This is a genomic window from Frigoribacterium faeni, assembly GCF_011761235.1.
In the GTDB taxonomy this organism is placed as follows: Bacteria; Actinomycetota; Actinomycetes; order Actinomycetales; family Microbacteriaceae; genus Frigoribacterium; species Frigoribacterium faeni_A.
Genome location: NZ_JAAOYW010000004.1, coordinates 1 through 18,671, shown reverse-complemented (window position 1 = coordinate 18,671; position 18,671 = coordinate 1). Strand labels below are relative to the sequence as shown.

18 protein-coding genes are annotated in these 18,671 nt (G+C 74.9%); 5 read left to right on the top strand and 13 right to left on the bottom strand.

The window, feature by feature from the left end; genetic code table 11:
- Positions 1–11 precede the first annotated feature (11 nt).
- The 7 genes from FHR78_RS14225 to FHR78_RS15705 all read right to left on the bottom strand — a co-directional run bounded on the left by FHR78_RS14225 (position 12) and on the right by FHR78_RS15705 (position 7,183).
- A complete protein-coding gene (locus FHR78_RS14225) occupies positions 12–479 on the bottom strand; it encodes a MarR family winged helix-turn-helix transcriptional regulator (protein WP_166761221.1) in 468 nt (155 codons plus the stop codon).
- Positions 480–617: 138 nt separating this feature from the next.
- On the bottom strand, positions 618–1,862 hold the full coding sequence (locus FHR78_RS14220; RefSeq protein ID WP_166761220.1) for an FAD-dependent monooxygenase: 1,245 nt from the start codon (positions 1,860–1,862) through the stop codon (positions 618–620).
- A 238-nt stretch (positions 1,863–2,100) separates the two neighbouring features.
- Complete coding sequence (locus FHR78_RS14215) at positions 2,101–2,652, bottom strand: YbhB/YbcL family Raf kinase inhibitor-like protein (protein WP_208393291.1); 552 nt, start codon at positions 2,650–2,652, stop codon at positions 2,101–2,103.
- 110 nt (positions 2,653–2,762) lie between these two features.
- On the bottom strand, positions 2,763–3,824 hold the full coding sequence (locus FHR78_RS14210; RefSeq protein WP_208393290.1) for a hypothetical protein: 1,062 nt from the start codon (positions 3,822–3,824) through the stop codon (positions 2,763–2,765).
- Between the two features lie 204 nt (positions 3,825–4,028).
- Positions 4,029–4,760, bottom strand: a complete 732-nt coding sequence (locus tag FHR78_RS14205) for an alpha/beta fold hydrolase (protein ID WP_166761219.1) — start codon at positions 4,758–4,760, stop codon at positions 4,029–4,031.
- Between the two features lie 285 nt (positions 4,761–5,045).
- Positions 5,046–5,798 carry a response regulator gene (locus tag FHR78_RS14200; protein WP_166761218.1) on the bottom strand — a complete coding sequence of 251 codons (753 nt, stop codon included), beginning with the start codon at positions 5,796–5,798 and terminating at the stop codon, positions 5,046–5,048.
- Positions 5,795–7,183, bottom strand: a complete 1,389-nt coding sequence (locus FHR78_RS15705) for a histidine kinase (RefSeq protein WP_166761217.1) — start codon at positions 7,181–7,183, stop codon at positions 5,795–5,797. Before FHR78_RS15705 ends, FHR78_RS14200 begins: the two co-directional genes overlap by 4 nt.
- Before the next feature lie 84 nt (positions 7,184–7,267).
- Here FHR78_RS15705 and FHR78_RS14190 point away from each other — a divergent pair, with 84 nt between their 5' ends.
- Positions 7,268–7,963 carry a DUF4232 domain-containing protein gene (locus tag FHR78_RS14190; RefSeq protein ID WP_166761216.1) on the top strand — a complete coding sequence of 232 codons (696 nt, stop codon included), beginning with the start codon at positions 7,268–7,270 and terminating at the stop codon, positions 7,961–7,963.
- Positions 7,964–8,015: 52 nt separating this feature from the next.
- Here FHR78_RS14190 and FHR78_RS14185 read toward each other — a convergent pair whose 3' ends face one another.
- The 6 genes from FHR78_RS14185 to FHR78_RS14160 form a co-directional block, all read right to left on the bottom strand.
- The gene (locus tag FHR78_RS14185; protein WP_347878230.1) at positions 8,016–9,290 is read right to left on the bottom strand and encodes an amidoligase family protein; all 1,275 of its coding nucleotides are present in this window, start codon (positions 9,288–9,290) and stop codon (positions 8,016–8,018) included.
- Positions 9,291–9,298: 8 nt separating this feature from the next.
- Positions 9,299–10,075, bottom strand: a complete 777-nt coding sequence (locus tag FHR78_RS14180; protein ID WP_166761215.1) for a hypothetical protein — start codon at positions 10,073–10,075, stop codon at positions 9,299–9,301.
- A 473-nt stretch (positions 10,076–10,548) separates the two neighbouring features.
- Positions 10,549–11,592 (bottom strand): NAD(P)-dependent alcohol dehydrogenase, encoded by a 1,044-nt coding sequence (locus tag FHR78_RS14175; protein WP_166761214.1) that lies wholly within the window; start codon positions 11,590–11,592, stop codon positions 10,549–10,551.
- Positions 11,593–11,714: 122 nt separating this feature from the next.
- Positions 11,715–12,161 (bottom strand): DUF6508 domain-containing protein, encoded by a 447-nt coding sequence (locus tag FHR78_RS14170; protein WP_166761213.1) that lies wholly within the window; start codon positions 12,159–12,161, stop codon positions 11,715–11,717.
- 158 nt (positions 12,162–12,319) lie between these two features.
- On the bottom strand, positions 12,320–13,102 hold the full coding sequence (locus FHR78_RS14165; RefSeq protein WP_166761212.1) for an Ltp family lipoprotein: 783 nt from the start codon (positions 13,100–13,102) through the stop codon (positions 12,320–12,322).
- Between the two features lie 229 nt (positions 13,103–13,331).
- On the bottom strand, positions 13,332–14,150 hold the full coding sequence (locus FHR78_RS14160) for an Ltp family lipoprotein (protein WP_243862628.1): 819 nt from the start codon (positions 14,148–14,150) through the stop codon (positions 13,332–13,334).
- 246 nt (positions 14,151–14,396) lie between these two features.
- Here FHR78_RS14160 and FHR78_RS14155 point away from each other — a divergent pair, with 246 nt between their 5' ends.
- From FHR78_RS14155 to FHR78_RS14140, 4 genes are all read left to right on the top strand, one after another.
- Positions 14,397–15,455 (top strand): ABC transporter ATP-binding protein, encoded by a 1,059-nt coding sequence (locus FHR78_RS14155; protein WP_166761211.1) that lies wholly within the window; start codon positions 14,397–14,399, stop codon positions 15,453–15,455.
- On the top strand, positions 15,452–16,105 hold the full coding sequence (locus FHR78_RS14150) for an ABC transporter permease subunit (protein WP_166761210.1): 654 nt from the start codon (positions 15,452–15,454) through the stop codon (positions 16,103–16,105). Before FHR78_RS14155 ends, FHR78_RS14150 begins: the two co-directional genes overlap by 4 nt.
- Positions 16,102–16,908 (top strand): ABC transporter permease, encoded by an 807-nt coding sequence (locus FHR78_RS14145; RefSeq protein WP_166761209.1) that lies wholly within the window; start codon positions 16,102–16,104, stop codon positions 16,906–16,908. The genes FHR78_RS14150 and FHR78_RS14145 overlap by 4 nt, the downstream gene beginning before the upstream one ends.
- Positions 16,909–17,032: 124 nt before the next feature.
- Positions 17,033–17,953 (top strand): ABC transporter substrate-binding protein, encoded by a 921-nt coding sequence (locus tag FHR78_RS14140; RefSeq protein WP_166761208.1) that lies wholly within the window; start codon positions 17,033–17,035, stop codon positions 17,951–17,953.
- Positions 17,954–18,671: the final 718 nt, after the last annotated feature.

Here is an 18,671-nt window from a genome sequence, read left to right as displayed (position 1 = left end):
CGCCCTCGAGCTCAGGAGGCGGTGGTCACCGGACCGTCGGAGGCGTCCGGCAGGACGCCCGCGAGCCGCACGAGGAACCCGCGCACCGTCTCGAGCTCCGCGTCGTCGTACTCGTCGAGGGCGACCTCGAGCGCGGCTGCCCCGCGACGGAGGAACGGGTCGATGCGCTCGTGCGCCAGCGCGGTCGCGCGCAGCGTCACGACGCGGCGGTCGCTGCTCTCGCGGCTGCGGGCGACCAGGCCCTGCGCCTCGAGCCGGTTGAGCAGGGCGTTCGTCGCCCCGGAGGTGAGGCCGATGCGCGGCGAGAGCCTGGCGGGCGACAGCGGCACGCCCTCGCGCTCGGCCCAGATCACCTCGCCGAGGGCCGTGCCGTCGACGGTCGGCAGGTCCATGCGGCGGGCGAGCTGGTGCGCCGACTCCTGGTAGGTCACGGCGTAGTGCCGCAGCGCCTCCAGCACCTGCGTCCTCGGCGTCGTCATGGGTCGATCCTCCCACCGCCGACCCGGGGCCCGGTCCCGCGTCCGACCCAGGCCGCGGTCCCGCCGCCGGCCTCGACCCGGGCCGCGGTCCCGCCGCCGACCCGGGCCACGACCCCGCGCCGACCCTGCCCCGCCGCCCTACGCACGCAGCTGCGGGTACTCGGCGAGCACGGGCACGTGCTTCTCGCTCGTCAGCAGGTTCGCCTGGAAGAACCGCCGCACCGGCCGCGACGCGGTCACCCGGTGCATCGTCCGGATCGCCCTCACCCCGGCCTCCGACGACGGGTGCATCAGCCGGGCCCCGCCGCGCGGCAGCCCCTGGGCGCTGTCGGCGTACCGGCGCATCTGCTGCTCGTAGCGGGCGAAGGCCTGCCGGGGCCGGTCGGGCGAGGCCGCGAGCTCGCCGACGAGGATGTGCGCCCCCACCAGCGACAGCGTCGTGCCCATGCCGGTGGGCCCCGAGCCCCAGGCGGCGTCGCCGACGAGCGCGATGCGGCCGCGGCTCCAGGTCGACATCACGACCTGCTCCATCCGCTGCGTGTAGAACTCGTCGGGCCGGGCGGCGAAGCCGTCGAGGATCCGCTCCGTCTGCCAGCCCGCGCCTCGGAAGCGCTCCCTCAGCAGCTGGAGCTGCACCTCCGTCGGGAGGCCCTCGAAGCCCATCGGCTCGGACTCGAACGACATGCTCGCGCGGATCGTGCCGACGTCGTCGGGCCGCACCGACGCGACGCGGCCGCGGGTGGCGGTGTACCAGTCCCAGGTGTCGACGTCGTCGGGCCGGCGGTCGACGGTACCGTAGGCGATGCTGACGCCGAAGTCGCGCAGCTCGGTCTCGTCGGCGAAGAGGAGGCGGCGGGTGCGCGAGCTGCGCCCCTCGGCCACCAGGAACAGGTCGAAGCGCTCCTCGGCGCCGCTGTCGAAGGTGACGTCGACGCCGGTCGCGTCCTGCTCGGCGCCCACGACGAAGTCGCCGAAGCGGCGCTCGACCTCGGCCGGGACGACGTCGACGAGGATGCCGGCCATCCGTCCGCGGAGGATCTCGACCTCGGCGGTGGGGCCGTCCTGCCCGTGCTCCTTGGGGAACACGGCGTAGGGGCGGCCGGTCTCGTCGACGAAGCGCGTGCCGTCCTCGCCGGTCGTGTTCGCAAGCACCGCCTCCTCGACTCCCATGCGCACGAGCACCTCGCGGCCGAGTCCGCGCACGTCGATGTTCTGGCCGGTCTCGCGGGGCTCGGCCGAGCGCTCGAGCAGCACGACGTCGAAGCCGGACTTCGCGAGGCCCCAGGCGAGTGCGGGGCCGGCGATGCTCGCGCCGGTCACGAGCACGCGGCGGCCGGTGCCGGCCGCTCGGCCGTCGGCGGCGGGGGAGTGCGAGGTCGTCATGGGGTGCCTTCCGTCGAGGAGGCGCGTCTCGGCCTCATGACGTCACACTAGCTTCACCATGAAAAGACTTCACAGCGAAACCATATGCACGCACTCGGCGCGTGCCCTAGGAGGACGAGTTGCCCCGAACGGCCGCCCGACGAGGTCGGGGGCGGCCGTTCGGGGCAACTCGATCATGCGCGCGAGCGCTCGTACCCGCGAGCGGGGCGCGCGAGCAGCGCGAGCGGGGCGCGGTGCGTCAGGCGGCGGGGATCTCGCCCGTCGCGACGAGCGTCGCGCGCCCGAGGATGTGCGACGCCATCGTGAAGGCGAGGTACGCCGGCGTGCCGTCGGCGGGCACCTCGATGTCCTCGACGTCGAGCGCGTGGACCGTCACGAAGTAGCGGTGCGGACCGTGGCCCGCAGGAGGCGCGGCGCCGATGAACGAGGGAGCCCGCGAGTCGTTCGGCAGCTGGTACGCGCCCTCGGGCAGCTGTGCGCCGGACGCGTCGCCCGCGCCCTCGGGCAGCGAGGTCACCGAGGCGGGGACGTTCGCGACGGCCCAGTGCCAGAAGCCCGACTGCGTCGGGGCGTCGGGGTCGTAGACCGTGACGGCGTAGCTCTTCGTGCCCTCGGGCGCGCCCGACCACGAGAGCTGCGGCGAGACGTCCTGCCCGCCGGGGACGCCGAAGGCCCCCGAGTACTGCTGCTGCGCGAAGGGCGCGCCGTCCTCGACCGTGCTGCTCGTCACGGTGAAGCTCGGCACCTCGGGGAGGCGGTGGAAGGGGTCGTTGCCGGTGATGTCGGTCATGGCGTTCCTCTCTGGGGGCGGCCGGGTGGCGCCTCCTCGAGGATCATGCTCCCGGCAGGCTCGGAATCCGCGCAGACGCCGGTGGCCGTGCGGCCTGGGCGCCGCTCGGCTCAGCGGTCGAAGAGGCCGCCGAGATCGCCGAGCCCGGGGATCTGGAACCCGTCGCCGAGACCGCCGACCTGCTCGCCGAGACCGCCGACCTGCTCGCCGAGACCGGTGAGGTGGTCCTCGCCGGCCTGCGCGACGCCGTCGACGCCCTCGGTCAGGCCGCCGAGGCCCTCGGAGAGGCCCGCGATGCCCTCGAGGCCGAAGTTCTCGGCGAGCCCGCCGAAGTCGACGCCGTCCGCGAGCGCGCCGGAGAGGAGCGGGCCCGCCACGCTGCTCACGGCCGCGCCGCCCGCGACCGCCAGGGCCAGGCCGCCGAGCGCGGCCACGCCCGCACCGGCCGCGGCGCCCGCCGCGAAGGTGCCGGCCCGCGAGCCGGGGCGCCCGCCGGACGCGGTGCCCGCCGCGCCCGAACCGGGGCGGCCGTGGCCGCCGAAGACGCGCTGCATGAGGCCGGGGTGCGCGGTCTCGCCGCGGGTGGCCGCCCGGGCGAGGTCGTCGGTGCCGCCGCTGCGGGGCTGCTCGTGGGCGGGCAGCTCCTCGACGAGGCGGGCCTGGACGAGCTCGCGCTGCTGCGGGGTGAGACGCGCGAAGGCGTCGCGGTGCACCTGCTCGAGCTGCTCGGGCTCGGCGGTTCGGAGCAGGTAGTCGTACTTGCCGAGGGCGACGCGGTCGGCCTCGGTCGCGCGCGGGGCGCCGGCGCCCGAGGGGCCGCCGGGCTGCTGCTGCGACGCCGGGCGCTGTTGGCGGGGGTCGTGGCCGCCCTGCTGCTGGCCGTGGCCCTGGCCCCAGCCCTGCTGGTCGTGGCCCTGCTGCTGGCCCTGGCCCCAGGCCTGCTGGCCGTGTCCCTGCTGCTGGCCGCCGCCTCCGTGCTGGCTGCCGTCGCCGGTCAGCTTGTCGGCGGCCGTGCGGACGAGGTCCCGCCAGTCGGTGCCGGAGCCGGAGCCCGAGCCGGTGCCCGAGCCGGAGCCCTGCCTCGGCGGCTGGCCGGTGCGGGAGGACGAGGAGGAGTTCGAGTCGCCGAGCGCTTTCGCGGCGGCACCCAGGAGGCGCTTGAAGTCGGGCATGCGCCCATCGTGCTGGCCCCCGATGTGCAGATCCCCGGGAGCACCTGCGGAAGTCATCCGAACCGGATCGTCTGCTCGCCGCCTCCTCGTGCCGGGGCGGGCGAGTCCGTCCAGGCCGGGCCGCGGCGACAGCCCGGGCACGACGGACCCGCCCGTCCGCCGTCCGGGCAGGGCGCAGGGCGGGCCGACCAGCGGCCCCGGCAGTCAGATCAGGGCGGCGACCAGCTCGGACACGCGGTCGGGCGCCTCGAGGTGCATGTCGTGGTGCACGCCGGCCAGGCGGCGCACCTCCCAGCCGACGGCCTCGAGCGACCGGGCGACGGGGTCGGGCAGCACGGCGGGACTGTCGTCCGAGAGCACGATCGTCGACGGGACCGCAGGAGGCGCCACCTCGACGGGCGAGTGGGCCACGTCCCGCAGCACCCCGATCGCCATCCGCGAGTCGAAGCGCTCGCGGGCGCCGTCGAGCAGGGCGGTCGTGGCCGCGTCGTACCCGGCCCGCACCTCCTTGCCCTTGCGGGCCTGGGCCAGCCCCGCGACGCCGAGCGTCAGCGGCGGCACCGCCCAGAACAGCCGCCCGGCGAGACCGGTGGTCGGCAGCGCGAGGTGGAACCCCGGGTCGAGGTAGACGGCACGCCGGGGCCGCAGGTGCTCCACGGCACGGACGAGCACCGCCCCGCCGAGGGAGTGCCCCACGACGCCGTGCAGCCCGGTCGGCAGGGCCTCGGCCACGTCGGCCGCGAACTCGTCGAGGCGGTACGACGACGCCCGCGGGCTCTGCCCGTGCCCGCGCAGGTCGACCGTCGTCACCGTGCACCGGCCCGTCGCCAGCATCCGGTCGACGAGCGGCTGCCAGGTGGCCCCGTCGCCGCCGAGGCCGTGCACCAGCCCCACGTGTCGCTCGCCGTCGCCCGTCGTGGTCGTGTGCAGCTGCATGACGGCAGTCTGCCCGACGCCGCCGACGCCGCCGCCGACCCCGACGCCGACGCCGCCGCCGCCGCCGCCGCCGACGCCGCCGACGCCCCGCCCGGCACGCCCCGCACGCCTGCCCGAGGGGACACGACGTGCCCCGGATGGTCGCCGTCGGGTCGTCGCGGCGACCATCCGGGGCAACTCGTCGAGAACCGGGGCGCGACGCGAGGCGGCGCGACCCGGCGCGACGCGACGCGACGCGCGGGAGGAGGCGACGGCCGCGACGCGCAGGACGGCGCGCGTCCCGGGTCAGCGCTCGGCGCCTCCTGCGTCGCCGCCCGCCCGCGCGAAGCCCGACTCGTACGCGAAGACGGCGGCCTGCACGCGCGTGCGGGTGCCGGTCTTCGCGAGCAGGTTCGAGATGTGCGTCTTGACGGTCGCGATGCTGAGGTAGAGCTCCTGGGCGATGTCGACGTTGCTGAGGCCCCGCGCGACCCCGTCGAGCACGTCGAGCTCGCGGTCGCTCAAGCCGTCGAGCGCGGCACGGAGGAGCGGCGGCACCGGGCGGGCGGCGTCCGGTCGCGAGGGGGAGGCGCGCGTCCCCGCCGAGGCGGGCGAGTCCGCCGAGCCGCGCACCGCCTCCGTCGCGACGGTCTGCTCGATCAGCGCCCGCGTCATCGCCGGGTCGATGAGCGAGTCGCCGCGGGCCGCCGAGCGGACGGCCGCGGCCATGAGGTCGGGCCCCGAGTCCTTGAGCAGGAACCCCGACGCGCCCGCGGCGATGCCGTCGAACAGGTGCTCGTCGTCGTCGAACGTCGTGATGAGCACGACGGCCGTGGACGGCTCGGCGACGATGCGCCGGGTCGCCGCGATCCCGTCGAGGCGGGGCATCCGGATGTCCATGACGACGACGTCCGGCCGGAGCTCGAGGGCGTCGCGCACCGCGTCCTCGCCGTCCCGGCTCTGGCCCACGACGACGAGGTCGTCCTCGGCGTCGAGCATCGTCGCGATGCCGGCACGGGCGATGGCCTGGTCGTCGACGACGAGGACCCGCAGCGTCACGACACGCCCCCGCGGGGCAGCTCGGCCCGGACGGCCCAGCCCGTCCCGGCCGCGTCGTGCCCCGTGACGAGCACGCCGCCGAGGCCGACGATCCGCTCGCGCATGTTCGCGATGCCGGCGCCGCCGCGCGGCACGTCCGGGAACCGCTCGGCCGCGGGGCCGGGGTCGGTGACGACCACTTGCCAGGCCGTGGGCCCCTCCGTGATCGCGACCCGCACCTCCTCGGCGGACGAGTGCAGCATCGTGTTCGTGAGGCACTCCTGCACCACGCCGAGCACGGCGACGCGCTGCGCAGCGGGCAGCTGGCCGTGCACCAGCACCGTGCAGTCGACGCGGTAGCCGATGGCCCGCAGCCTGCCGGCCATCGCGTCCAGCTCGACGTCGAGGTCGCCCGACGCGTCGGCGACCGGCCCGACCGGCGCGGCCTTCAGCACGCGCACGACGCTGCGGATGCGGGTCAGCACGTCCTTGCCCCCGACCACCACGTCGTCGAGCGCGGCGACGAGCCGGTCGGGGTGCTGGTCGGCGACGCGGATCGCGGCCTGGGCGCCGATCACGAGCGCGGCGACGTGGTGCGCGACCTCGTCGTGGACGTCGCGGGCCATGCGGGTGCGCTCGCGCTCGGCGATCCGGACGGCCTCCTCGGCGCGCAGGGCGACGAGCTCGCGGTTGCGGGCCGCGAGCTGTGCCGTGGCGCGGCGCTGGCGCTGCAGGGCGAGCGCGGCGGCGATGACGAGCGCACAGCCCACGAGGTAGCCCAGCTGCGTCGAGCGGTCGTAGAAGACCGCCCAGTCGAACGCGTCGACCACGGAGCCGCCGATCTGCCAGGACGCCACGACCACCGGCCACGGGATGACCGCGAGCACCGCCAGCACCGCGAAGGAGGCGGACGGCGCGAACGCCGGGCACCCGTTCGACACCGCGATGAAGACCGTGACCGCGAGCGGCACGAGCAGCTCGGGCGCGCGGACGCCGTAGCCCTCCGGCACGAGGCCGAAGGCGGTGACCGCGGTGACGGCCGACACGACGGTGAGGGACGTGAGCGGGAACCGCCGCGTGGTCGCCGCCGCCACGAGCGCCGTGAGGCCGAGGACGACGTAGCCCGGGATGCTGCGCGGGTACCAGTCGAACTGCAGGGCCACGGTCAGGGCCGTCAGGTAGGCGGCGACGCCGAGCCCGAGGAGGAGCACGCGGCGGAGGCCCGGGCCGAGGTCGCGGAACGGCGAGACGGCGCGGAGGCGGGCGATCGGCGACGACCCGCGGCGGTCCGCCGGGGCCGCGGCCTGCGACGCCACGGCCTGGGCCTGGGCCGCGGCGGTCCGGGCTGCCGCGGTCCGCGCCGTCGGGGCCTGCGCTGCCGGGGCCTGCACGTCTGCTGTCTGCACGTCCACACGCTAGCTCCGGCCCGGGGCGCGTTTCTCGGCCATGAGGATGAACCGCGTCCTTGCAGCGAGTGCACGATCGGGGACATGACCAGAACCGCCCCCGTCCTCCTGCCCCTCGTGCTCGCGGCGTCGCTCGGCCTGCTCGTCTCGGGCTGCACCTCCGGCGATCCGGGCACGACGACGAGCGCATCCGCACCCGCCGCACCCGCCTCGCCCTCCCCGACCGCCTCCGCCACGGCGGGCGCGACCAGCCCGTCGGCCCCGGCCGAGCCGAGCGCGACCCCGGGGCCGGACGGCGCCTCGGGCGGCGGGGGCGACCTCGGCGACGGCGCCACGGGCGACGCGTCGGCCCGCTGCACGGTCGACGAGCTGAGCGCCGAGATCGCGGACGGAGGCGGTGGTGCAGCCGGCAGCTACGGCATCGCGTTCATCTTCGCGAACACCGGCGACCGCACCTGCACCCTGCAGGGCTGGCCGGGAGTCTCGTTCGTGGGAGGCGGCGACGGCACCCAGATCGGCGCCTCCGCCGCGCTCGACCGCGGGACGCCCCACGAGACCCAGAGCGTCGCCCCCGGCGGCGAGGTGCAGGCGCTGGTCAGGATCGTCCAGACCGGGGGCTACGACGCCGCGACCTGCCGGCCCACCGCGACGGACGGCTTCCGCGTCTACCCGCCCGGGTCGGTCCGCTCGATCTTCGTGGCCGCCTCGGGCGCGAGCTTCGAGGCGTGCGCGAACACGGACCTCCAGCAGCTCACGACGAGCGCGATCGAGGCGTTCTAGCGCAGGCCGGCCCGGCCCGGGTCCGGTCGGCCCGGCCCGGGCCGGTCGCCCGTCACATCCCCGCGAGCCGCCTCAGCTCGGACGCGGCCCGCGCAGGGTCGTCCGGGGTCGTCGGGAGCGGGAGGGGCGCCTCCTCGAGGCACCGGTCGAGCAGCCCCTCGACGATCCGTGCACGCCCGGTGATCGCCGAGGCGGAGAGCGAGCCGGGCAGGATCCGCACCTCGACCGTGTCGCGCACCGGGCTGTCGGTCAGCAGCGCGGTGAGGTTCACGTCCATGTACTTCACGAGGCCGGTGCCGGCCGCGGCCTGCTGGAGGCGGTGCCAGCGCCGGGCGGGGGAGGCGCCTCCTCGGGTCGTCGCGTCCGCCGCCTCGGACTCGACCAGGGCGAGCAGCGCGGGCGGCAGCGGCGCCAGCCGGGTGCAGGCCGGGTTCGTCTCGAGCAGCACGTGCAGCGCCGCGCGCCAGTGGCCGGACAAGCGCACCAGGTTGGCGAACGCGTGCGCCGACCGGAACGGCGCCCCGTCGACGTGCAGGTGCACGGCGGCCTCGACGGGGACGGTGAACCCGAGCTCGCGCGCCGGCCGGAGCAGCGCCTCCAGCGCGGCCTCGTGGTCGACCGTCAAGGGAGCCGTCACGATCTCGCAGGGCCGTTCGCGGCCCGGGGCGAGCGGGGCGGCCATCGCGATGCTGGCCCCCGAGCGGTCGCGCAGGCGCCGGACGCCGCCGACGACCTCGACGTCGGTGCCGAAGACCCGCGCGGCCGCGTCGAGCGCCCGCGAGAAGGGGCCGTCAGCGTCGCCGTGGTCGCCCACGAGGCGCAGGAGGCGGGGGTCGTCCGACAGCACCCGCCACAGGTCGCGGGACGGCGGGGGGAGGTGCGGGCCGCGGGCACCGGGAGCGGTCGCGGTCGCTGCCCGGCCGGCCCGCGCCTCCTCGTGCTCGCGGCGCAGGTCGTCGACGAGGGTGACGTCGTCCACGAAGGAGGCGACGGGCGCGCCGTCGGCACCGGTCACCTCCCACGCGGGCGTGAGGTGCCAGAAGTGGCCCATGCCCGGCACGAGCGAGGGCTCGGAGTCGGTGTGGAACACCCGCCGGGCCGCCCCGCCCGAGGCGAGGGCGACCCGGCGGGCGAGCACGCCGCGATCGACGCCGGCCGGGGCGAGCAGCTCGATCTCGACGCCGATGCGGCGCCGCAGGGGCGCCTCGGCGGCGGGGCCCGGTGCGGCTTGGACGGCGGGGCCGGGTGCGGCCCCGGCTGCGGGGCCGGGTGACGCTTCGGCGGCAGGGCCTGGAACCGCCTGGGCGGCGGGGGCCGGCGTCGTCACGGCGCGGCTCAGGGGGTGACCGGCAGCGTCTCGCCGGCGAGCAGGGCGGCACCGGCCCGGGCCTGGGCCTCGCGCACCGAGCCGCTCTGCCACGTCTCCGCGAGCTGGACCGCGTTCGCCTCGGTGTAGCCGCCGGCGGAGAACGCGGCCACCTGCTGGTCCTCGGTGAACGTCGCGGGCGCGGCCGGAACCTGCTCGTGCGCCAGGAGCGTGCCGCCGATCGTCGTCTTCACCGTGTAGATGCTGGGCTCGCCCCACGCGACGGCCAGCCCGAGGGCCTGCGGCCAGCTCGACCCGGCGAGGAAGAACGCCTCGAGCCGCTGGTCGTCCGTGTACGAGGCGCCGGGTGCGTCGTCGGGGCCGAACGGCAGCGGCGTGCCCGCCGCGATCGCGGCACCCGCCTTGCCCTGCGCCGTGACGAGGTCGGGCGTGCCCCAGACGACGGCGAGGTTCAGCGCGTCGTCCGCGTACGGCGAGGCGGCGAAGGCGGCGAGGTCGGCGGCGTCGTAGGTGATCTTCGGCGCGGCGGCGGTGCCCTCCGACGCACCGGCCGCCTGTGCGGCGGCGTCGGCGGCGACCTGCTCGGACGAGGGAGCGGCGGCGTCGGTCGCGAAGGCGCCCGCCGCGCCCAGCCCGAGAGCCGAGCCGGTCACGGCACAGGCGACGACGGCGACGACGCCGGCGCGACGGAACGAGGCACCGCGGCCGGTGCCGGGCGTGCTGTGGGGGGTCGAGCCGGCGTGCCCGGCGATGCGGGCGTCGGGGGTGGTGCGGTCGTGGTCCATGAGGTGCTCCTCGGTCGGGCCGGCGGGGTGCGACGGTGCGTCGCGGTGCCGACCCTCCGGACGCTACGAGCCCGAGGAGGCGCGGGTCGAGCCGTCCGGGCCGGTCCCCTCCCTGCGACGCCCGGTTCGGTCCGGAGGGATGAGCCGCCGTGCCGCGGGCGGCGTCCGCTGCTCAGCCGAACGACGGAGCGGCGCGCTCGCGGACCGTCCGCGCGCGCTCGCGCTCGACGAAGTGACGGGTTGCCCCGGATGGCTGCCTCGCCGACTCGGGGGCGACCATCGGGGGCAACTCGTCGAGCCCGCGAGCATCACGAGCCCGCCAAGCACCACGAGCTCGTCGACTCGACCCGAGCCTGCCTAGTTGCCCCGGATGGCTGCCTCGCCGACTCGGGGGCGACCATCCGGGGCAACTCGTCGAGCACCGCGAGCACCGCGAGCACCGCGAGCCCGCGAGCCCGCCGACTCGACGCGCGCTACGGGACGATGACCGCGCGGCCCCGGACGGTCCCGGCGGCGAGCGCCTCGTACGCCTTCGGGCCGTCGTCGAGCGAGTAGCGCTGCGTCTCGACCGACACGCGGCCGGCGCGCGCCAGCTCGAGCACCTCGATCAGCTCGGAGCGGCTGCCCCAGTACGGCACCCGGACGGCGGCGTCGTACGCGATGGAGCCGAAGCCGACCTGCGCGGTGCCGCCGCCGATCCCCACGATGGTGACGTCCGCCTCCGTGGCGGCGACCGACGTGGCGAGGGCGATCGTGGGCGCGGCGCCCACGAAGTCGAAGACGGCGTCCGCGCCGAGTCCGCCGGTGAGCTCGCGGATGCCGTCGGCGGCGTCCCCGTCGCTGATCAGCACGTGGTCGGCGCCGACGTGGGTGGCCAGCTCGAGCTTCTCGTCGCTGACGTCGAGGGCGATGACCTGCGCGCCCGAGAGCGCCTTGAGGATCTGGATGCCGACGTGCCCGAGCCCGCCCGTGCCGATGACGACGGCGAAGGTGCCGGCGCCGAGCTTCGGCAGCGACGTCTTGATCGCGTGGTACGGCGTGAGGCCCGCGTCGGTGAGCGACACGTTCTCGACCGGGTCGAGGTCGCCGAGCGGCACGAGGTGGCGCGGGTCGTCGACGATCATGTACTCGGCCATGGAGCCGGGCGCACCGAGCCCGGGAGGCTTGATGCCCTCGGCGGCGGCGTTGACGCAGTAGTTCTCCTTGCCCTGCGAGCAGGGCCGGCAGCGGCCGCAGCCCCACGGCCCGTAGACGGCGACCGCGTCGCCGACCTGCAGGTGCTCGACGCCCTCGCCCAGCTCGTCGACGACGCCCGCTCCCTCGTGGCCGAGCGTGAGGGGCAGGGGGTAGCCGCCCGCCGTGTAGTCCTCCTCGCTGAGGCCCATGACGAACTCGTCGCTGTGGCAGACGCCCGCGGCGGTCACCCGCAGCAGCACCTGGCCGGGCCCCGGGGTCGGCTTCTCGATCTCGACGACCTCGGGGTGCTGGCCGATCTTCGTGTACTGGAGTGCCTTCATGGCCTGGACGCTACGCCCGGCGCCGCCGCGCTGCCCGACGGGTGTCGGCCGGCGAGAGGCCCCGGATCGACCCTCGGGGCCTCGCCCAGGGTCGATCCGGGGCCTCTCGGCACGGGGCCCGGTCAGGCCAGGTCGGGGCAGCCCTCGAGCACGGCCTCGAGGGCCCGGTGGAGGACGCCGTCGTCGGCCGCCTCGAGCAGCACGCCCTCCGAGAAGCGGTTCGCCCGCAGGGCCGTCACGAACGTCTTGACCCCGTCGACGGGAGTCATGCCCGGCCAGGTGGCCGGGTCGGAGAGGTAGGCGCGGCCCCGCTCCCACGTGGTCCACGGGAACGGGACCAGCAGGCCCGCCGCCTCCGCCGCCTCGACGGCGAGGGTCAGCTCCGGCCCGGAGGTCGCCCACGGCATGCGGATCTGGCCGTTCGCCCCGCGCTGGCCGCCGTGCCACTCGCCGAAGGACGCCTCTCGCGGCGCCACGGCGTCGCGCGCCTGCTCCAGGGCGCGACGCTGCTCGCCCGTGACGGCTGCCAGGGCCTTGAGGATGCGGTCGTCGGTCTCGCGGTCGTCCATGGACCGAGTCTGGCCGGGCCGGGCTGCGAGCCGAGGAGGCGCGCCTCGCCTCCCGCAGGCTCGCCCGCCGTCCGTGAGACGACGCGAAAGGCCGTTCCCGGGGCGGGGAACAGCCGTTCGCGTCGGCTCGTCAGCCTCGCCGGGAGGGAGGAGAGGGCTCAGCCGTCGAGGGCGGCCATCGCGTAGTCGGCCTCCTCGACCGTGTACGCCTCGCCGTATTCGCTGGTGAGCTGGTCGTGGATGGTCTCGACGGGCATCCCGCCGTCCCGGTACTGCTTCGCCTTGAGGAGGGCGTTCTCCTTCCAGTCGACCCCGACGGCCTCGATCGCGTAGTCGGCGGCCTCGGCCGAGGCGCCGCTGCTGATGATCGCGGCGTAGGTGACGGCCTTGCTGCTGCGGAGCGAGACGGCGCGCGTCTCGGCCACCTCGAGCGCGGCGGCGTACTCGGGCGGGACGTCCGAGTCGGCCGGGGCTGAGGCGGAGGGCGAGACGGAGGGCGCAGGGGACGCGTCGGGCGTCGTCGACGGGGCTGCCGCCTCCTCGTCCGGGGTCGGGGTGACCGCGGCGATCGGCTCGTCGGCCGCGCCGCCGAGGACGGCGCCGATGCCCGCCGTGACGAGGATCGACGCGACGACGGCGACCGCGCCGAGCGCGAGACCCGTCACGGCCAGGGCCTTCGGCTGCCGCTTTCGCAGCGCCAGCGCCGCGAGGACGATCGCGGCGATGCCGACGATCGCGCCGAAGACGGGGACGAGGCCGGTCAGGAACGCGACGATGCCGACGATCAGGGCGGCGAGCGCGAGGCTCTTGGGCGTGCTCGCCCCGGGGGCGCCGCCTGCCGTGGTCGTGGTGGTCGCGGTGTTGCCGTAGGGGCCGGGCTGGTGGGCGTGAGGGGGCTGGGGCTCGTGCGGCCCGCCCCCCAGCGGACTCGATGTGCTCATCACCTGAGCCTGCCAGCCCCCAGACGGGTCGGTATGCCCCCGAATGGGGCACGCGAGCCCAGCAGGCTCGCCCCACCGGGACGAGTGGTCAGTGATGGTCTTCCAGCGGCTCACGAAGGACGGCTGTCGCCCTCTCGCCGTCGTCGCCGAGTCGCCGAGGTCGGCCTGAGCGCCGAAGGGCCTCGCCGAGGTCGGCGAGGCCCTCCTGACGAGGCGTGTGTCGTGTCGATCAGTTGTTCAGGTTGGCGATCGCGTACTCGGCTTCCTCGGGCGTGAACTGCTCGCCGTACTCGCTCGTCAGCTGGTCGCGGATGGCCTCAGGCGACATCGCCATGGTGTCGCGGTACGTCTTGGCCTTCGCCAGTGCGTTCGCGTTGTAGTCCGCCTGGAGGGTGTCGACCGCGTACTGGGCGGCCTCCGGGGAGTACTTCTCGCCGTACTCGCTCGTGAGCTGGTCGTAGAGGCCTGCCTTGCTCATGTACATCGTCTCCGAGTACATCCCCGCCTTGATGAGGGCCGTCGCGTAGTCCGCGGGCACGGCAGGCTCTTCGGGGGCTGCCTCGACGGCGGGCTCCTCGGGTGCGGGTGCGGGTGCCGCTGCTGCTGAAGGGTCCTCGGCGACGGGCTCGGACGGCGCCGAACTCTCGGTGACAGCGGCGACGGGCGCGGCGTCGGGGAGGCTGCTCACGGCGGCGCCGAGGCCGACGGCGGCGACGATCGACGAGATGACCGCGACGCCGCCGAGTGCGATCCCGGCGATGGACATCCCCTTCGACTGCTGCTTGCGCAGGGCGATGATGCCGAGCACGACCGCCACGATGCCGATGATCGCACCGAGGACCGGCACGAGGCCCGTGAGGAACGCCGCGATCCCGACGACGAGTGCGGCGATCGCGAGTCCTGCCGGCTTCTTCGGGAATGGCTGACCGGGCTGTTGCGGAGGAAGCGTGCCGGTGGCGGCGGGCGGGTACGCCTGCGTGGGGGCGTCGGTCTGGTAGGGAGGCTGAGGGTGCTGCTGCCCGCCGAGAGGCGGTTCGGGTGTGGTCATCTCAGGATCTTGACAGAAACGAGGATGTCTTACGTGTCCCCGTCCGGGTGACGAGGGGGGCGTCGGCGTCGAATCGTGCTCCCAGGACTTCCCGTGCCCCCCCGAACGGGGCACGCCCCGCATCACGATCACGACTCGATGAGGGCGAGGAGGCGTCGGATCGGGGACAATGGACGGCGAATGGCTGTTCTACCGGTCATGTCGATCACCCGGCCACCACGGTTCCGACAGGCGAGGAGAACACCCATGATCACGTTCGAGGGCGTCAGCAAGGTCTATCCGGACGGCACCGTCGCCGTCGAGCGGCTCGACATGGAGCTGCCCACGGGCGAGCTGACCGTGCTCGTCGGCCCCTCCGGCTGCGGCAAGACCACGTCGCTGCGCATGATCAACCGGATGGTCACGCCGACCACCGGGCGGGTGCTGATCGACGGCGTCGACGTCGCCGGCCAGGACGAGGCGCTGCTGCGCCGCGGCATCGGCTACGTCATCCAGGCGGCGGGCCTGTTCCCGCACCGCACCATCGTCGAGAACATCATGACGGTGCCGGCCCTCGTGGGCACGAGCAAGAAGAAGGCGCGCGCCACCGCCGTCGAGCTGATGGAGCGCGTCGGCCTGACCGCGTCGCTCGCCGACCGTTACCCCGTGCAGCTCTCGGGCGGCCAGCAGCAGCGCGTCGGCGTCGCCCGCGCGCTCGCCGCCGACCCGCCGGTGATGATCATGGACGAGCCGTTCAGCGCCGTCGACCCGATCGTGCGCGAGGGGCTGCAGGCCGAGTTCCTGCGCCTGCAGCGCGACCTCGGCAAGACGATCGCCATGGTCACCCACGACATCGACGAGGCCATCAAGCTCGGCGACAACGTCGCGGTGTTCCAGGAGGGCGGCCGGCTCGCCCAGTTCGCCACGCCCCGCGAGCTGCTCGCCTCGCCGGCCGACGACTTCGTCGCGGGCTTCGTGGGCCGCGACCGCGGGTTCCGCAGCCTCTCGTTCGACTCGGCCGCGGGCCTCGACGTCGCCCCGCTCTCCGAGGTCGCCGCCGGGCCCGAGCAGCTCGTGCTCGACGAGGCCGGGCGCCCGCTCGGCTGGACCGGTCCCGGTCTCGGGTCGACCGCCTCCCCGACCCCCACAGGAGGCGCGTTCCAGGTCACGGACTCGCTGCGCCTCGTGACCGACCTCGCGATCACGTCGCCGGTCGGCGTCGTCGTCCGCGTCGACGAGCACGGCGTCGCCGACGGGGTGATCCGGCACACCGCCCTCATGCAGCAGCTGGGGGCCCGCCGTCGACGGGAGGTCGACCCGGCGTGATCCAGTACCTGCAGAACAACGTCGCGGTCATCGAGGCCGCCCTCTCGCAGCACGTGGTGCTCGCGCTCGTGCCGGTGCTGATCGGCATCGTCGTGTCGCTGCCGATCGGCTACCTCGCGGTGCGCTTCGGGTTCCTCTACCACCCGCTGCTCAACCTCAGCGGCATCCTCTACGCGGTGCCCTCGATCGCGCTGATCGTGCTCGTGCCGACCATCGTCGGCATCCGCATCCTGTCGCCGCTCAACATCATCATCGCGCTCACGGTCTACACGGTCGCGCTGCTCGTGCGGGTGGTGGCCGACGGGCTCAAGTCGGTCGACCCCCTCGTGACCGAGGCCGCGTCCGCGATGGGCTACCGCCGCCTCCGGCGCCTGGTCTCGGTCGAGCTGCCGATCGCCCTGCCGGTCATGCTCGCGGGGCTGCGCGTCGCGACCGTCGCCAACGTCAGCCTCGTCAGCGTCGGCGCCCTCATCGGCGTCGGCGGCCTCGGCGCCCTCTTCACCCGGGGCCAGCAGCTCGACTACGCGCCGCCGATCGTCGTCGGCATCGTGCTCTCGGTGCTGCTCGCGGCGGTCTGCGACGGCGTCATCGTGCTGATCCAGCGGCGCGTGACGCCCTGGACCCGCGCGGCCGGGAGGATCGCCGCATGAGCGACGGACTGCTCGGCTACCTGCTCGACCCCGCCAACTGGCAGGGCGGCGGCGTGCGCGCCTCGATCCCTTCGCTGATCGTCACGCACCTCTGGTACACGGTGCAGGCGCTCGTCGTCGCGGCGGCCGTCGCCCTGCCGCTCGGGCTGTACATCGGCCACACCGGCAAGGGGTCGTTCATCGCCATCAACGCGGCGAACGCGGGTCGGTCGCTGCCGACGCTCGGCCTCATCATCCTGCTCGTCGTGATCATGGGCCTCGGCTTCGGCCCGGTGCTGATCGCGCTCGTCGTGCTGGCGATCCCGCCGATCCTCACCACGACCTACGCCGGCATCCGGGCGGTCGACCCCGCCGCGATCGACGCCGCCCGCGGCATGGGGATGCGGCCGCTGCAGGTGCTCTTCAAGGTCGAGGTGCCGATCGCGCTGCCCCTCATCTCGTCGGGCCTGCGCAACGCCCTGCTGCAGGTCGTCGCCACCTCGACGGTGGCCGCGTACGTCGGCATCGGCGGCCTCGGCCGGCTGCTCATCGACGGGCTGTCGCTCAACGACTACGGCCGCGTCGTCGCGGGGGCCGTCGTCGTGGCCGCGCTCGCGATCGTGCTCGACCTGCTCGCCGCCGGCGCGCAGCGGCTGGTCGTGTCGCCCGGGCTGACCGGGCGCATCCCGCGGCGTCGCGTCGGCACGGCCCTCGCGGCCGGCGACCGCGACGCGCTCGCGGCCGGCGACGGCGACACCGACAGCGCCGCCCTCGCCCCCGGCGACGGCGCCGCCCTCTCGGCACGCGACCGCGCGTCCTCCTGAACCCGGTGCGCGCCTCCCGGCCCGCGCCTCCTCGACCCGACCTGCACCTCCAGGGTCACCCCACACCGCACACCCGCACCGGTCGGATCCTCCGTCAGGTGCACGAGATCGAAGGCCACCTCCCATGAAGAAGACCCTGTTCGGCGCCCTGGGCGTCATCGGCGTCGGCGTGCTCGCGCTGTCCGCCTGCTCCGACCCGACCGCCAGCACCGGAGGCGGCTCGTCGACCGACTCGGACACCATCGCGATCGGCTCGGCGAACTTCCCCGAGAGCGAGCTGCTCGGCGAGATCTACGCGCAGGCGCTCGAGGCGAAGGGCGTCACGGTCAAGCGGACCTTCAACATCGGCGCCCGCGAGGTGTACCTCAAGGCCCTCGACGACGGCTCGATCGACCTGCTGCCCGAGTACAACGGCGCCCTGCTCGCCGCGCTCTCGACCGACGGCGTCGACGAGGGCGTCACCTCGCCCGACGACGTCTACGACGCGCTGCAGGACGTGCTGCCCGAGGGCATCGTCTCGCTGCCGCAGTCCGAGGCCGAGGACAAGGACACGCTCACCGTCACCCGCGCGACCGCCGACCAGTACGGCCTCTCGACCATCGAGGACCTCGAGCCCGTCGCGGGCGAGCTGCGCCTCGCCGGCGGCCCCGAGTTCGCCGAGCGCCAGCAGGGCGTCGTCGGCCTCGAGTCGGTCTACGGCCTCACGTTCAAGGAGTTCGTCCCCCTCGACGCCGGCGGCCCCCTGACGCTCGCGGCGCTCGAGAACGGCGACGTCGAGGTCGCGAACCTCTTCTCGACCGACTCGGCGATCACGACGAACGACCTCGTCACCCTCGACGACACGAAGAACCTGTTCCTGTCGGAGAACATCGTGCCGATCATCCGCGAGGACAAGTCCAGCGACACCGTCGAGGAGGCGCTGAACGGCGTCTCGGAGGCGCTCACCACCGAGAACCTCACCGAGTACCTCGCCATGGTGCAGGTCGACAAGAAGGACTCGGCGTCCGTCGCCACCGCGTTCCTGACGGAGTACGACCTGCTCTAGTCGTCGCGCAGCACGAGAGGCCCTCCCCGGTTCGCCGGGGAGGGCCTCTCTGCGTCCGGCCCTCTGCGCCTCGCCCGCCGCCGTGTGTGTCTCTCTCTTCCTCCCTCGTTCAGGAACATCGGTCCTGATCCGCGCGAGAGGGGTGGGCGGCGTCCTGATCCGTGCACGGTTCAGGAACCTGGGGCCCGCCGTTCCTGGATCGTGCGAGCTGCCGAGTGCCCGGCGCAGGAGGCGCGGGTCGGGAGTTCCTGGTGCCTGCCGACCCGCTCCTCCTCGTCCTCGGCTGCGGGGGAGGAGGTCGTCGTCGGCCCGAGTGGTCGCGTCGTGCTGGCGGGGGCGCGCGGAGGCGCCGATGGGGACCACTCGGAGGCGCGGGCCGGGACCACGAGGAGGCGCTGGTCACGAGCACGCGGAGGCGTGGGCCGGGACCACGAGGAGGCGCGGGCCGGGACCACGAGGAGGCGCGGGCCGGCCGACGAGGACGGGTCGCCCACCCGCAGACCCCGCCCCGGTCACCCGGGAGCCCTGCCCCGGCAACGCGGAGAGCCCCGCCCCGCAGCTGCGGGACGGGGCTCTACCGGGAACGTCGAGGTGGTGGGGCCCGACGGGGCCGTCAGCGAGGACTACTCGGTGGCGACGGTGATCTTCGCGACGCCGACGAGCATCTCGTCCTGGACGGCGTCGGTGTTGAAGGTCTGGTTCAGCAGCGCGGCCGCGT

Bases quoted from the DNA above. Each gene is read 5' to 3' on its own strand.
- FHR78_RS14225 (WP_166761221.1), bottom strand. From the start codon at position 479: ATGACGACGCCGAGGACGCAGGTGCTGGAGGCGCTGCGGCACTACGCC.
- FHR78_RS14220 (WP_166761220.1), bottom strand. From the start codon at position 1,862: ATGACGACCTCGCACTCCCCCGCCGCCGACGGCCGAGCGGCCGGCACC.
- FHR78_RS14215 (WP_208393291.1), bottom strand. From the start codon at position 2,652: ATGACCGACATCACCGGCAACGACCCCTTCCACCGCCTCCCCGAGGTG.
- FHR78_RS14210 (WP_208393290.1), bottom strand. From the start codon at position 3,824: ATGCCCGACTTCAAGCGCCTCCTGGGTGCCGCCGCGAAAGCGCTCGGC.
- FHR78_RS14205 (WP_166761219.1), bottom strand. From the start codon at position 4,760: ATGCAGCTGCACACGACCACGACGGGCGACGGCGAGCGACACGTGGGG.
- FHR78_RS14190 (WP_166761216.1), top strand. From the start codon at position 7,268: ATGACCAGAACCGCCCCCGTCCTCCTGCCCCTCGTGCTCGCGGCGTCG.
- FHR78_RS14180 (WP_166761215.1), bottom strand. From the start codon at position 10,075: ATGGACCACGACCGCACCACCCCCGACGCCCGCATCGCCGGGCACGCC.
- FHR78_RS14175 (WP_166761214.1), bottom strand. From the start codon at position 11,592: ATGAAGGCACTCCAGTACACGAAGATCGGCCAGCACCCCGAGGTCGTC.
- FHR78_RS14170 (WP_166761213.1), bottom strand. From the start codon at position 12,161: ATGGACGACCGCGAGACCGACGACCGCATCCTCAAGGCCCTGGCAGCC.
- FHR78_RS14165 (WP_166761212.1), bottom strand. From the start codon at position 13,102: ATGAGCACATCGAGTCCGCTGGGGGGCGGGCCGCACGAGCCCCAGCCC.
- FHR78_RS14160 (WP_243862628.1), bottom strand. From the start codon at position 14,150: ATGACCACACCCGAACCGCCTCTCGGCGGGCAGCAGCACCCTCAGCCT.
- FHR78_RS14155 (WP_166761211.1), top strand. From the start codon at position 14,397: ATGATCACGTTCGAGGGCGTCAGCAAGGTCTATCCGGACGGCACCGTC.
- FHR78_RS14145 (WP_166761209.1), top strand. From the start codon at position 16,102: ATGAGCGACGGACTGCTCGGCTACCTGCTCGACCCCGCCAACTGGCAG.
- FHR78_RS14140 (WP_166761208.1), top strand. From the start codon at position 17,033: ATGAAGAAGACCCTGTTCGGCGCCCTGGGCGTCATCGGCGTCGGCGTG.